The organism is Nonomuraea basaltis (assembly GCF_005893125.1).
Lineage (GTDB): Bacteria > Actinomycetota > Actinomycetes > Streptosporangiales > Streptosporangiaceae > Nonomuraea > Nonomuraea basaltis.
Genome location: NZ_VCJS01000312.1, coordinates 1 through 11,652 on the forward strand (window position 1 = coordinate 1; position 11,652 = coordinate 11,652).

Genomic DNA, 11,652 nt, shown 5'->3' on the forward strand with positions numbered 1-11,652 from the left:
AGCACGGCCTGTCGGCCTTCGACGCGATCCACTGCGCCTTCACCGGCAACCTGTGGATGCCGCCCGTCGCACTCGACGCCTGATCAGCTCGTATCACGCAGCGTCACAGATCCTTCTGATTGCTTACGATAAAGACCATGCCCTCCCGCGATCTCGACGCGCGAATATCAGAGCGGCAGTGGCGAAGGCCACGACCCTGCCCCCGATCCACCACCCCTACCTCGCGCGTCCTCCACCCGGCCGGGAGTATGGACAGGAGGACACACAGGAAAAACGATACGAAACCATCAATAATCGGGTGGTGTGACTGCAGAGCCTTGACTGAAGACCGGGCCTGTGGACGGCCTGGCATCGGCGCGCGCCATGCCTGACACGATCGAAGACCGATGCTCTTAGTGTGTCTCTGTGGAGTCGGTTACGAGCAACTCCCCCATGCTGGTCACGACATGGTCGGCTCCTGCCGCCTTGAGCTGCGACGCCTTATCGGGTCGATTGGCATACCCAACCGCGACAACGCCTGTCGCTAGGCACACCTCCATATCGGTCGTAGAGTCGCCCACGAGCACGCTCGTTGATGGCGTTGCGGCAAGCTGTTGGAGTGCCTGGTGTACCAGGTGCGGATCCGGCTTCATGAGATTCGGATCTGGATCGACGCGCGCTGACACGCAATCGATCTCTTCCCCAAGGTGGGTTCGCTGTAGGTAAGCCGTTACTGCCATGGTCGAGTTGTTGCTGACCACGGCCACGGCCTTGCCGAGACGTTTTGATTGTCGGATGAGATCGGCGGCCCCCGGGGTCGGACGTGCTGTCTGGACCGCCTCGACTTCGAGCCTCGTCAACATGTCCCGCGTGATGCGGCTCATGTCTGGTCCGAGTTGCCGACTGAACCGGAAGACCGCCAGCGGATCGTCAAAGGCTTCGACCTCTGGCGGGATCTCCACATCATGCTCAGCAAGGAAGCTGCGCAGTGATGCCGCCACTCGCGGCGCGGGTAGTCCCGCGAAGATGTCGCAGATGGGGCCGTCGAAGTCGAGCAGGACACACTGAGCGTTCCGCATCGCATCTTGTACGGCGAGCGGTCCCGTGTGCGCTGTCACGCCGACTCTCGCGCGACCGTGTTCCACACGCTGTCGAACCAAGCGCGCGACTGTATGACGAACTGACCTGACGTGGAGTCCTCTCCGTCACTCAGAGCGAAGTGGAACAGCTCCGCATCCTTGCCCATCAGGTCATAGATGGCCTGCGGTTCTCCGCCGAGAGCGACGGTGTGTTTGGTGACTGGGTAGAAGCCGAAGAACGCCTCTTCACCATTGATCACATAGAGCTTGAAACGGGGCGGTTCGCCACAGATGCGCACCTCGGCAGAGGCTGACGCCACGAGGCCGAGATCCTTGAGTTCTTGTACAGACTCCACGATGGCCTGAGCGTGGCGAGAGGTGATCCGCTCTGCGCGCTTCCGGAATAGGGGCTCATCTTCCAGGTTGTCTACGCGGCACGGCAGTGACCATGGGCGGGACGTGTCTGGAATCAGAATGCGGACGGTGATGCTCTCGGGAACGAGCTTGCCGGCACGGATGTTGTCGAGTGGCTCCTGGATCGCGCCGTGAAGTGTCTCGCCAGAGAAGCCCGCGAACTCTATCGAGACCTCTGAACGCTTGAACGCCTGCTCAACGTGCGGACGTAGGCCGACAGGGCGCGCGGTTCGCTCGCGAACGAACACTCCGCTTCCCTGCCTTGTGACTACGAGCCCCTCATCACGGAGTTGGCGGATGGCCTGCTGAACGGTCATGCGGGCAACGCCGAAGCTCTTAGCCAGCTCAGGGCCAGACGGAAGCTTGTCGCCAGGGACGAACTTCCTCGTGAGGATTGCGGCTCTGAGTTGGTGGGCTACCTGCAGATACGGCGGACGCGGGTCATCCGGGTCAAGTTGCATGCCCTACAGCGTAGCCGCTACCTGGTCAACATTGCTAGGCAACTTAAGCATGTCTCTTGACATGGCTAGGCAAGCCAGTCAGCATGATGCTTGTACAACCTACCTAGGCATGTTGGATAACCTGCACAGCCGGAAGACCTGGGAAGGCGGCGCAAGCCGCGCGCCGACGGGCTGTCGCACCTGATCTTTTGAGAACTCAACAGCGACGACAGGGCCACCGCCTCCCATGAAAGGCGGCCCGCATGGGGCATCGACCCCTGCTTTTTTGATCTTCCATTCACCGCGTGGCCTGGGGGTTGTTGCCTCCGGCCACGCCCTTTCGATTCGCCCCGATGGTCGTAGGCAGGGTTCGACTCCTTGCCGGGGCACCCACGCCTCTCCGCCTCTGCCACACACACCCAAGGGAGTGCTGATGCTGTCCATTCGCCTGACCGGAACGCCCGCCGAGGTAGCCGATGCCGTGCTGACCCTGCGCGAGACGTTCTGCATTACCGCGATCAAGGGGCTATGCCCTTCGGCCCCTGCCCGGCCCAGCGTCCGCGTCTACGTCGAAGTGGCCCCCGGCTGACCATGACCGGCTGACCTATCGCTTTCGCCCCGATGGTCGCAGGCAAGGGTTCGACTCCCTGCCGGGGCACTCCGGTTGCTTCGCCGGGCCACCTACCCCCAGGGAGCTTCACATGCAGATGCAGCCCGCCAAGAGCGTCGGCCGGTTCCTGCCGACCCTGTTCCTGATCGGCTTCGTCATCTACCTCTTCACCGACCCGCAGGGCGCTGCCGTGGCGTGCAAGTGGGCTTTTGAGGCGATCGTAACCGGCGCGCAGCAGTTCGCCGAGTTCATCAAGGCCGTCAGCAAGTGACCATCTCACCCCGCTGGGGGCGGCCCTCATCCGCCAAGACCTGAGCCGCCCCCGCTCGACTCCCGAAGGAGTACCACCATCATGGTTCGTTCGGACCTGCCGATCCACCCGGCGCGCATGTCGCTGGCCGAGATCGAAACACTGTGGGGCAGGGATGCCGACCCGCTGCTGCCCGAGTGCACCTATGACCCAGAGCTGCACACCGGCCCCCGCTCGCTGATCGAGACGACCGCCGAGCGCGCCGCTCGTGAGGCCGTGGCGCGCGACGTGTGCGCCACCTGCCCGGCGCGTGTGCTGTGCGACGAGTACGCCCTGAAGGTCCGCCCGACCTCGGGCATCTGGGCCGGCCGCACCGCCGTTGAGATCGACGCCCACGCCGAGATCACGGAGCTGTACGAGGCGATGCGCTCTCGTGCCGCTCAGCGACTGTCCGGTCTAGAGGTGGCGTGATGACCGTCACCTACCCGCACCTGGAGCAGGCCGCCGCGGGCCAGCCGTTCGAGCAGATCGCGGTGGAGTTCTGGCCGTCCAAGCCCACCACGCGGCGTGGTCTCATTTGCGCGATGCTGCGTCCCGGCGTGATCGACGACGACGCCGACGAGTTCTTCGCATGGGGCTACTGCTGGCTCTTAGCGGCGGCCCTGCAAGAGGCGACCGGCTGGTCCTACGGCCTGGTCGAACGACGGCATAAGGATAGCTGGGAGTGGACGCACGTTGGCGTCATCACCCCGGCCGGCCGCTTCCTCGACATCCGCGGATGCCACGATCGCGACGGCTTGACCGCCACCCTGGAGGACGCCTACGGCATGCCGACCCGGATCCGCGTCGGCACGTTCGCCGACCTGCGGCAGGCCATGGGCATGGCCGAGGACACCGAACCCGATTGGTGGTTGGGCCTGCTTGACGCGCCCATCCTCGCCGACGTCGTTCGTTACTTCGCCGCCCACTTGCTCACCCGGTACGAGCTTGCGGAGGTGGCGTGATGTCGCGCATCCTCGCCCGCTTCTGGGATCCGACCGGCGAGCGCCACGGCGGCCTGCCCACCTACCCGTGGAAGATGGCCCCGCCGCACCTGCTCACCCTTCGCCAGCTCACCGCCGAAGGTCTGCGCCCCGGCGGTCAGGGCGTCCAGGCGCAAGTGCTCTGGCGCTCACGCCGTCACGGCGCGCCCGGCGTGCGCGCCGCCTACCTCTACGACGTGCGGTTCGCGCTGCCGAAGCGGCACCCGAGCCCGCGCCAGCGCGCCGCGCTGGCCAAAGCCAATCAAGCTCGCCGTACCTGCCCGGTGTGCACGCGCGATGTCGGCTACGTGCTGCCGCGCCACCTCGGAACCTGCCTCGACTGCGGACAGGAGGCCGCCGCATGACCCCCACCGATATGACCACTGGCATCACCGCCGCCGGCGCCCGCCCGCGCGAGCTGACCAGTGGCGAACACACCGCCGTCGCCGTCACCGCCGCCGTAACCGGCGTGCTCGGGTTGCTCGGCTTCGTCAATAGCTTCGGCCGCGTCGCCAAGGCCGCCGAACCGTCGTTCGGCTGGCTGTCCTTCACGGTGCCCCTAGGCATCGACCTCGGCATCGCGGTGTTCTCCGCGCTGGACATCGTGCTCGCCCGTCTCGGCATGCGGGTGCGCTGGCTGCGGTTCATCCCGTGGGCGCTGACCGCCGCCACCATCTATCTCAACGTGGCCGCCTACCTTCAGGCCGACCCGATCGACTGGTTCGCCGTCGTGGCACACGCGGTGCTGCCGCTGCTGTGGGTCGTGGCCGTGGAGGTCGGCGCGCACGTCATCCGCAAGCGCGCCGACCTGGCCAAGCCCGACCGGATGGACGGCATCCGCCGCTCCCGCTGGCTGCTGGCCCCACTCCCGACGTTCGCCTTGTGGCGGCGCATGGTGCTGTGGGAGGTGCGCTCCTACCCTGATGCGCTGGCGCGCGAGCGTGAGCGCATCCTGGCCAAGACCGACCTGCAAGACCGCTACGGCCGGCTGTGGCGCTTCAAGGCCACCCGTCGCGAGCGCGCCCTGTACCGCCTCGGCGAACTCGCCCCCACCGGCGCCCCCGTACACGTCGAAGCCGAACGCATCGCCCCGCCCGCGCCCGAGCGTCCCGCACTGCCGCCCGCCCCGCGCAAGCGCACCACCCGCACCGGCACCCGCCCGGCGGGCACCGGCAAGCGGGCAGCGCCGCCGGACGTGGACGACCTGATGCCGCTCGGCTGGCAGATCGCCGCCGACCTGGAAACCAAGGGCGAACAGCTCACCCGCGACCGGCTGCGCGAGGCCATCCGGCAGACCGGTCAGTCCATCTCCACCGACCGCGCCGGCGCACTGCTGACCCGGCTGCGCACCGAAGCCCCCGCCGAGCAGCACACCGCCGTCTGAAAGGAACCCGCCGCCATGGCCAAACAGATCACTCTCGCCCAACACGTCCGGCTGCTGCTGACCTGGCTGGACGCGGCCAACCCCCGCACCGAACACGAGATCGCCATGCGCATCATGAAGATCGGGGAAGAGTTCGGTGAGGTCGTGTCCGCCTACATCGGCGTGACCGGCCAGAACCCCCGCAAGGGCGTCAGCGCCACCCACGCCGAGCTGACCGGCGAACTGTGCGACGTCATCATCGCCGCCATGTCGGCGCTGGCCACCGTCGCCGGCGGACCCGAGGACGCCGAAAAGATCCTCAGCACCCACATCGCCGCCCGTTACCCGAGGCTGCTGCGCCTGCTCGACGCCGCCTGAACGGACCCCGCCGCCCGGTGGACCGCGACGGCACCGACCGCACCGGCGAGCCTCGGTCGGACCGCTCGGTCCGACCGTCCGCCAGCCGCACCCATCGACCGCCCGCCGACCGCGCCGACCAGACGCGGTCCGACCGCCCCGGCGGACCGCACCCATGTGCAGGGCACGGCCCCTCAGTCGCCAAACCGAAGCCGTGCCCTGCCGCCCCGCTTACCGACAACGCACGCGAGGTGCCTTACATCATGACCGACCTCACTCACGACACACCCGCCGACCTCACCGCCGACCGCGCGGGGGCGGACGTGGTGGACCTGGACGCCGCCCGCGCCGACCGGCTGCCGTACGGCACCCTGCCGCCCGCACTGGACGGCGACCCGACCGGCGACCCGGCCGGCGGTCCGACCGCCGGCCCGCAGGCCCCGACCGCGCGGCGGTCCGCCGCCCGCGATACCTCCTTTGAGATCGAGCTGGACGACCCGCCGCCCGCCGACGCCGCACCGGTGCTGGTGGACTCGCTCGGGGCCGCCGCCCCGACCGCGCCGCCGGTGCAGAAGCGACGGCCGATCATCCCGTCCGCGCTGCGCCGGGCCAACCTCGGCGCGACCATCCGCGCCACCGCCGCCCGCTGGGGCTACATCGCCGGTTTCCACGCGGTCCGCTCGCCGTGGTACCTGCTCAAGGTCGCTTGGTGGGCGATCGTCGGGGTGTTCCGGCTGGCCGGTCGGCAGCTTCGCTGGTGGTGGGTCAACGAGCAGTACCTGTTGTTGCAGCAGGCCGCCAGCGACAATGACCCGGCGATGTGGCTCAAGCTGCACCGGGAGGGCAAGGCCACCCGCCGCTGGCGTGGTGTGGTGCTGTTCTTCCAGCTCATCGCCCTGTTCATCGCCGTGATGGTGGTGCTCGGGTTGCCCGCGCTGTGGCAGGCCGTCATCGTCGCCGGCCTGGTGCCGGTGCTGGCCCGTTACGGGCGTCCCGCCGGCCGGCAGCTCATCCCCTCGGCCGTGGTGACGCGCCGCTACCGCCGGCTCAACAGCGACATCGTGCTGCGCGCCTACTACTCCGCCAATCTCGGCCACCCCGAGCGGCCGAACCAGCAGATCGAGTTCGGCGCCGCCATGGCGCGCGAGGGCAACGGTTCCAAGGTGCTGGTCAACCTGCCCTACGGCAAGACCTTCGATGACGCGGTCAAGGCCCGCCCGGCCATCGCCTCGGGGCTGGACGTGGCGCTGTCGCAGGTCACCATCTCGCGCGACCCCGAATCGCACCGCTCGCACTGGCTGTGGGTCGCCGACTCCGACCCCCTCGCGACGCCGGCCGGTCGCACGCCGCTGCTGGCCTGCAAGGAAACCGACATCTGGCAGCCCGCCCCGCTCGGCGTGGACGAACGAGGCCGCCCGGTCACGCTGCTCATGCTGTGGACGTCCATCCTGGTCGGCGCGCAGCCCCGGCAGGGCAAGAGCTTCACCGCCCGCCTCCTCGCCCTGTACGCGGCGCTGGACCCGTACGTGCGGCTGGAGGTCTTCGACGGCAAGGGCTCGCCGGACTGGCGCAAGTTCGCCCTGGTCGCCCACTCGTGCGGGTTCGGCTTCACCCTCACTCGCGACGGCGACCCGCTGGAGACGTTCGTGCAGATGCTGCGCGACCTCAAGGCCGACGTGCAAGCCCGCTACCAGAAGCTCTCTGAGCTGCCTGTGGACGTCTGCCCGGAGGGCAAGCTGACCCGCGACATCGCCCGCGACCCGAAGTACGGCATGCCCGTGCGCCTGGTCGTGATCGATGAGTGTCAGGAGTACTTCGACACCGGCGACAAGGAGCTGAACAAGGAGATCTCCGGGCTGTTGGTGTTCCTGGTCAAGGTGGCCCCGGCCGCCGGCGTCATCGTGTTGGACGCCACGCAGAAGCCCGGCGGGGTCGGCACCGGCGACGCCGCCACCGCCTTCACCAGCTTCCGCGACAACCACCAGGTCCGCATCGCGCTGCGCACCGGTTCCTGGCAGGTCTCGGACCTGGTGCTCGGCTCCGGCGCGAACTCCGAGGGCTTCGACTCCTCCACCCTGCTGCCCTCCTACAAGGGCGTGGGCATCCTGCGCGGCGCCGGCGACGACACGCCCACGGTGCGCTTCCACCTGGCCGACGCCGAGGACGCCGAAAAGATCCTCCTCGCTGCGCGCAAGCTGCGCGAACGCGCCGGCACGCTGTCCGGCATGGCCGCCGGCCAGGCCGCCGTGCGCGAGGTGCGCGACGTGCTGGCCGACGCCCGGTGCGTCTTCGAGGGCAGTGAGACCGGCCTGTCCTGGGCGCAGATCGCCGCCCGGCTGGCCGAACGCATTCCCGAGCACTACGCCGACCTCACCGGCGATGCGATCTCCGCTCAGCTTCGCGACCTGAACGTGCCCAGCGTGAACATCAAGCGCGACGGTCAGGTACTCAAGGGCGCCAAGCGTGCCGCCATCGAGGCCGCGATGAGCCGCCGCGACCAGACCGGAAGCTGACACCGGACCACCCATCGACCACCGGCCGTACCCCGCCGTTCGGGGCACGGCCGGTGGGACCGTTCGCCACACCCCTCGGGAGGGGGGCGGCACGGTAGCGGCTCACCCGCTACCGGTAGCGACCGCGCTACCCGCGCCGCTACCGCCCGCACCCTCTCTGATCAGCCTAAATACCCGCAGGTAGCGGGTAGCGGGCTGTCTCTGCCACGCCGGAAAACGCCCCTGGAGCGCTCACCATGACCCTCCCCGCCGCTACCGCTACCCCTCTCACCGCTACCGGCTCGCTACCGCCCATAGTCCTTCTGGGACTGCTGGCCGCGCTGTGGTTGCTCGGCTACGCCGCCGCCTGCGCCGCCGACCCGTTCGGCCGCTGCCGCCGCTGCAAAGGCCACGGCAAGACGCTCAAGCCCAACGGGCGCGTCAAGCGCTGGTGCCGCCGCTGCGACGGCACCGGCCTGCGCCTGCGCCTCGGCCGCCGCCTCTACAACTACCTGCGCCGCCTGCACCGCGCCAGCATCCACTAACCCCCAACGGAGTGCCACCGTCATGCACGCACTCATCCCACTGCTCTACATGGCCATCGTGATAAGCGGCCTGGCCTACCTGCTCCACTGCGCTCAGCGCCCCTACGTCCTGTGCTACTGCCGCACCCCGGACCCTGCCACCTGCCCCACATGCCAGGGAACCGGCATCCGCCTACGGCTCATCTGGCAGCTCCGCACTCGCACCCACCGCAACCGGTGACCCCCCTCGCCCCACTCAACCGCAGGAAGGAAGACCCGCCATGTCCGGCGAAACCACGATCACCATCATCGGCAACCTGACCGGCGACCCCGAACTGCACTACACGCAAAGCGGCGTGGGCGTGGCCGCCTTCACCATCGCCTCCAGCGCCCGCACCTACAACAAGGGTGTCGAGCAGTGGGAGGACGGCGAGGTGTTGTTCATGCGCTGCTCGGCGTGGCGTGACCTCGGCGACCACGTCGCCGAGTCCCTGACCAAGGGCACTCGCGTCATCGCCTCTGGGCGGCTGCGCCAGCGCACCTTTGAGACCGGCGACGGCGACCGCCGCACGGTCATGGAGCTGACCGTGGACGAGATCGGCCCGTCGCTGCGCTTCGCCACCGCCAAACCGCAGAAGGCCGCCCGCACCGGCGGCAACGGCCACGCCGGCGCACCCGCCGACCCGTGGGCCAGCGCCGCGCCCAACGGTGACAAGCCGCCGTTCTAGCCCTTCCGGTCTACGAGGGCGCATGCGGCCTCGGCGACAAGCCGCCAAGCACAACCGCCGAGGCCGCTCACCCTCCCCAATCACCACAGAGAAAGGCACCTGCCAGCATGACAGCCACCGCCCACAGCGGCTACCGGATCTACCAGGGGCTTGTCTCCCTGGACTGGCACAAGAAACGCGAGCACTGGGGCGGGGGACGCCGCCGCCCCTGCCGCTTCTGCCACCGCCCGAGCTTCCTGCTCGACGACGACAGGCGTCCCGTCCACAAGGTCTGCCTCGAACGGGCGCTGACCGCCGCCCTGCTCAGCGAGGCTGAAAGGCGGGCAGCATGACCCACGCTCTCACCCGCCTCACGTCGGGGTCGCTGTGTTCGGGCTATGGCGGCCTGGACCTGGCTGCGTCTGCCGTGCTCGGCACCCGCCTTCTGTGGATGGCCGACATCGACGACGACGCCGCCCGGGTGCTGGCCTGCCAGTTCCCCGGCGTGCCCAATCTCGGCGACCTGACCACCATCGACTGGGGCGCCGTCCCGCCGGTGGACGTGCTGACTGCCGGGTTCCCCTGCCAGGACCTGTCCTACGCCGGGCTTGGCGCGGGCATCAAGGAAGGAACGCGTAGTGGCCTGTGGTTCACCATCACCGACGCCGTCCGTGCGCTACGACCCCGTCTGCTCGTGCTGGAAAACGTGCGGGCCATCGTTACTCGGCGACCTGGTCTTGACGTCGTCCTCGCTGACCTTGCCCGCCTCGGGTTCGATGCGAACTGGGCATGTCTGCGAGCGTCCGACGTCGGCGCGCCCCATCAGCGTGAGCGCTGGTTCTGTCTCGCCTGGCCTGCTGGCGACGCCCACGGCGTGGCTGGGGAGGAGGGAAGCGCACTCGATCGGCGACCCGCAGCGGTGGACGAACCCCGATCGCTCCAACGAGCTGTCCGACCAGATCGCCTACCTGCTACTGCCGACCCCGCTGGCCAGCATGCAGGGACCATCCCGCCGGGAACTCGAAGCGGGCAACCCCCGGCGCCGGCTGGAGGCCGCGGTGGCGCTCCTGCCCACGCCCAGGGCGACGGACGGCACGAAGGGCGGCCCCAACCAGCGCGGGTCATCCGGGGACCTGATGCTGCCCTCAGCAGTGCACCAGATTGGGGCAAGTACGCCCCCGCCATCGCACGGTGGGCGCAAACGTCCGGCCACCCCGCACCCTGGCCAACTGAGCCTCGACGCGATGGACGACCCCGGCTGAGCTGCCGCTTCGTCGAATGGCTGATGGGCCTGCCACCCGGATGGGTGACCGACGTCCCCGGCGTCTCCTACACCAGCCGGCTACGCCTGCTCGGCAACGGCGTCGTCTGGCAGCAGGGCGCCGCCGCCATGCGCGCTCTGCTGCCTGGCCACCTGCATCACTACACCACGTCAACCGAGGTGATCGCCGCATGACCGCACCACATCGTCATGACATGACCGCCGCTGCCCTGGGCGCCGCCGCCCGAGGCTGGCCGGTCTTCCCTCTCGCCGTGGGCGACAAGGCGCCCCCGCGCGGCTTCACCGACTGGGAGACTCGCGCCACCTGTGACCCCGACCGTATCCGCGCCTGGTGGCAGCGCGCCCCCTACAACGTCGGCATCGCCACCGGCCCGGCTGGACTGGTCGTGATCGATCTGGACATCCCCAAGCCCGGCCAGCACCCGCCCCCAGAGTGGGACCTGCCCGGCATCGGTGACGGCGCCGACGTGTTCGCGCTGCTCTGCCACCAGAGCGGCACCACACCCAACCTGGAGACGCTCCAGGTACGCACTCGCCGTGGCGGCCTGCACCTGTACTACACCGCCCCGCCCAGCAGCCACCTGTCCAGCACCAACGGCAGCTTGGGATGGCTGATCGACACCCGCGCCTGGGGCGGCCTGGTGGTTGCCCCGGGCAGCATCGTCACCCTGCCGGACGGCGGCGGCCGGTACACCGTGCAGCACGCCGCCGCGCCCGCCCCGCTGCCCCCCTCCCTGTTCAAGCTGCTCACGCCTGCCCCGATTCCGGCCAAGCGGCCGGTGCACGTCCCCATCGCCGAGAGCCGCCATTCCGCCTACCTGCGCGCCGCCCTCGATCGGGAGATGGCGCATCTGGCCGCCGCTCAACCCGGCCAGCGCAACCGCGCGCTGTTCGGCGCCGCCGCCGCCCTCGGCGAACTCATCGCCGGCGGCGCGCTCCCCGAGCAGCCCGTCAAAGAGCTGCTTGAACAGGGAGGGGGTGACCTCGGACTGTCCCGCGGCGAAGTCGCACGCACCGTCGCCTCCGGACTGCGCCACGGCGCCCGCCGCCCCCGCCATCTGGCCGCCGCATGAACCTGCCCACGGGAGTTGTCATCATGACCCACCCACCCAACGGCGCGGCCCTGCTGGACC

General features: G+C 69.2%; 17 protein-coding genes and 1 pseudogene. 16 read left to right on the top strand and 2 right to left on the bottom strand.

The annotated features are described in order from the left end of the window. Nucleotides 1-392: 392 nt before the first annotated feature. Both EJK15_RS62645 and EJK15_RS62650 read right to left on the bottom strand, forming a co-directional pair. Nucleotides 393-1,097 (bottom strand): HAD family hydrolase, encoded by a 705-nt coding sequence (locus tag EJK15_RS62645; protein ID WP_206062041.1) that lies wholly within the window; start codon nt 1,095-1,097, stop codon nt 393-395. Continuing rightward, nucleotides 1,094-1,933: a GntR family transcriptional regulator gene (locus tag EJK15_RS62650; protein ID WP_171075294.1), complete on the bottom strand. Its 840-nt coding sequence runs from the start codon at nt 1,931-1,933 to the stop codon at nt 1,094-1,096. The genes EJK15_RS62645 and EJK15_RS62650 overlap by 4 nt, the downstream gene beginning before the upstream one ends. Nucleotides 1,934-2,345: 412 nt before the next feature. Here EJK15_RS62650 and EJK15_RS72155 point away from each other — a divergent pair, with 412 nt between their 5' ends. From EJK15_RS72155 to EJK15_RS62715, 16 genes and pseudogenes are all read left to right on the top strand, one after another. Next, nucleotides 2,346-2,501 carry a hypothetical protein gene (locus EJK15_RS72155; RefSeq protein WP_171075295.1) on the top strand — a complete coding sequence of 52 codons (156 nt, stop codon included), beginning with the start codon at nt 2,346-2,348 and terminating at the stop codon, nt 2,499-2,501. Nucleotides 2,502-2,613: 112 nt separating this feature from the next. Further along, a complete protein-coding gene (locus EJK15_RS62655; protein ID WP_138719812.1) occupies nt 2,614-2,793 on the top strand; it encodes a hypothetical protein in 180 nt (59 codons plus the stop codon). An 81-nt stretch (nt 2,794-2,874) separates the two neighbouring features. Next, nucleotides 2,875-3,243 (top strand): WhiB family transcriptional regulator, encoded by a 369-nt coding sequence (locus EJK15_RS62660; protein WP_138719813.1) that lies wholly within the window; start codon nt 2,875-2,877, stop codon nt 3,241-3,243. Further along, the gene (locus EJK15_RS62665; RefSeq protein WP_138719814.1) at nt 3,243-3,776 is read left to right on the top strand and encodes a hypothetical protein; all 534 of its coding nucleotides are present in this window, start codon (nt 3,243-3,245) and stop codon (nt 3,774-3,776) included. The genes EJK15_RS62660 and EJK15_RS62665 overlap by 1 nt, the downstream gene beginning before the upstream one ends. Continuing rightward, nucleotides 3,776-4,159, top strand: coding sequence for an RRQRL motif-containing zinc-binding protein (locus EJK15_RS62670; RefSeq protein WP_138719823.1), 384 nt, complete (start codon nt 3,776-3,778; stop codon nt 4,157-4,159). The genes EJK15_RS62665 and EJK15_RS62670 overlap by 1 nt, the downstream gene beginning before the upstream one ends. Continuing rightward, nucleotides 4,156-5,178, top strand: coding sequence for a DUF2637 domain-containing protein (locus EJK15_RS62675; RefSeq protein ID WP_138719815.1), 1,023 nt, complete (start codon nt 4,156-4,158; stop codon nt 5,176-5,178). Before EJK15_RS62670 ends, EJK15_RS62675 begins: the two co-directional genes overlap by 4 nt. Before the next feature lie 15 nt (nt 5,179-5,193). Further along, nucleotides 5,194-5,535, top strand: a complete 342-nt coding sequence (locus EJK15_RS62680) for a MazG-like family protein (protein WP_138719816.1) — start codon at nt 5,194-5,196, stop codon at nt 5,533-5,535. A gap of 242 nt (nt 5,536-5,777) precedes the next feature. Further along, nucleotides 5,778-8,027 (top strand): hypothetical protein, encoded by a 2,250-nt coding sequence (locus EJK15_RS62685; protein WP_206062043.1) that lies wholly within the window; start codon nt 5,778-5,780, stop codon nt 8,025-8,027. Nucleotides 8,028-8,263: 236 nt separating this feature from the next. After that, the gene (locus EJK15_RS62690) at nt 8,264-8,551 is read left to right on the top strand and encodes a hypothetical protein (RefSeq protein ID WP_206062045.1); all 288 of its coding nucleotides are present in this window, start codon (nt 8,264-8,266) and stop codon (nt 8,549-8,551) included. 22 nt (nt 8,552-8,573) lie between these two features. Further along, nucleotides 8,574-8,771 carry a hypothetical protein gene (locus EJK15_RS62695; RefSeq protein ID WP_138719817.1) on the top strand — a complete coding sequence of 66 codons (198 nt, stop codon included), beginning with the start codon at nt 8,574-8,576 and terminating at the stop codon, nt 8,769-8,771. A gap of 40 nt (nt 8,772-8,811) precedes the next feature. Next, nucleotides 8,812-9,258 carry a single-stranded DNA-binding protein gene (locus EJK15_RS62700; protein WP_138719818.1) on the top strand — a complete coding sequence of 149 codons (447 nt, stop codon included), beginning with the start codon at nt 8,812-8,814 and terminating at the stop codon, nt 9,256-9,258. A 107-nt stretch (nt 9,259-9,365) separates the two neighbouring features. Continuing rightward, the gene (locus EJK15_RS62705) at nt 9,366-9,590 is read left to right on the top strand and encodes a hypothetical protein (protein ID WP_138719819.1); all 225 of its coding nucleotides are present in this window, start codon (nt 9,366-9,368) and stop codon (nt 9,588-9,590) included. Continuing rightward, nucleotides 9,587-10,027 (top strand): annotated as a pseudogene (locus EJK15_RS75755) (DNA cytosine methyltransferase); the annotation flags it as partial. The gene EJK15_RS62705 and the pseudogene EJK15_RS75755, both read left to right, overlap by 4 nt. Before the next feature lie 37 nt (nt 10,028-10,064). Then, entirely contained in the window at nt 10,065-10,499 is a 435-nt protein-coding gene (locus EJK15_RS75760) for an HVSL domain-containing protein (protein ID WP_240777982.1), read from the top strand. 23 nt (nt 10,500-10,522) lie between these two features. After that, nucleotides 10,523-10,693 carry a hypothetical protein gene (locus tag EJK15_RS75765; RefSeq protein WP_240777983.1) on the top strand — a complete coding sequence of 57 codons (171 nt, stop codon included), beginning with the start codon at nt 10,523-10,525 and terminating at the stop codon, nt 10,691-10,693. Nucleotides 10,694-10,713: 20 nt separating this feature from the next. After that, nucleotides 10,714-11,592 (top strand): bifunctional DNA primase/polymerase, encoded by an 879-nt coding sequence (locus EJK15_RS62715; protein ID WP_206062047.1) that lies wholly within the window; start codon nt 10,714-10,716, stop codon nt 11,590-11,592. Nucleotides 11,593-11,652 lie beyond the last annotated feature (60 nt).

Bases quoted from the DNA above. Each gene is read 5' to 3' on its own strand.
- EJK15_RS62650 (WP_171075294.1), bottom strand. From the start codon at position 1,933: ATGCAACTTGACCCGGATGACCCGCGTCCGCCGTATCTGCAGGTAGCC.
- EJK15_RS72155 (WP_171075295.1), top strand. From the start codon at position 2,346: ATGCTGTCCATTCGCCTGACCGGAACGCCCGCCGAGGTAGCCGATGCC.
- EJK15_RS62655 (WP_138719812.1), top strand. From the start codon at position 2,614: ATGCAGATGCAGCCCGCCAAGAGCGTCGGCCGGTTCCTGCCGACCCTG.
- EJK15_RS62660 (WP_138719813.1), top strand. From the start codon at position 2,875: ATGGTTCGTTCGGACCTGCCGATCCACCCGGCGCGCATGTCGCTGGCC.
- EJK15_RS62665 (WP_138719814.1), top strand. From the start codon at position 3,243: ATGACCGTCACCTACCCGCACCTGGAGCAGGCCGCCGCGGGCCAGCCG.
- EJK15_RS62670 (WP_138719823.1), top strand. From the start codon at position 3,776: ATGTCGCGCATCCTCGCCCGCTTCTGGGATCCGACCGGCGAGCGCCAC.
- EJK15_RS62675 (WP_138719815.1), top strand. From the start codon at position 4,156: ATGACCCCCACCGATATGACCACTGGCATCACCGCCGCCGGCGCCCGC.
- EJK15_RS62680 (WP_138719816.1), top strand. From the start codon at position 5,194: ATGGCCAAACAGATCACTCTCGCCCAACACGTCCGGCTGCTGCTGACC.
- EJK15_RS62685 (WP_206062043.1), top strand. From the start codon at position 5,778: ATGACCGACCTCACTCACGACACACCCGCCGACCTCACCGCCGACCGC.
- EJK15_RS62690 (WP_206062045.1), top strand. From the start codon at position 8,264: ATGACCCTCCCCGCCGCTACCGCTACCCCTCTCACCGCTACCGGCTCG.
- EJK15_RS62695 (WP_138719817.1), top strand. From the start codon at position 8,574: ATGCACGCACTCATCCCACTGCTCTACATGGCCATCGTGATAAGCGGC.
- EJK15_RS62700 (WP_138719818.1), top strand. From the start codon at position 8,812: ATGTCCGGCGAAACCACGATCACCATCATCGGCAACCTGACCGGCGAC.
- EJK15_RS62705 (WP_138719819.1), top strand. From the start codon at position 9,366: ATGACAGCCACCGCCCACAGCGGCTACCGGATCTACCAGGGGCTTGTC.
- EJK15_RS75765 (WP_240777983.1), top strand. From the start codon at position 10,523: ATGGGCCTGCCACCCGGATGGGTGACCGACGTCCCCGGCGTCTCCTAC.
- EJK15_RS62715 (WP_206062047.1), top strand. From the start codon at position 10,714: ATGACCGCCGCTGCCCTGGGCGCCGCCGCCCGAGGCTGGCCGGTCTTC.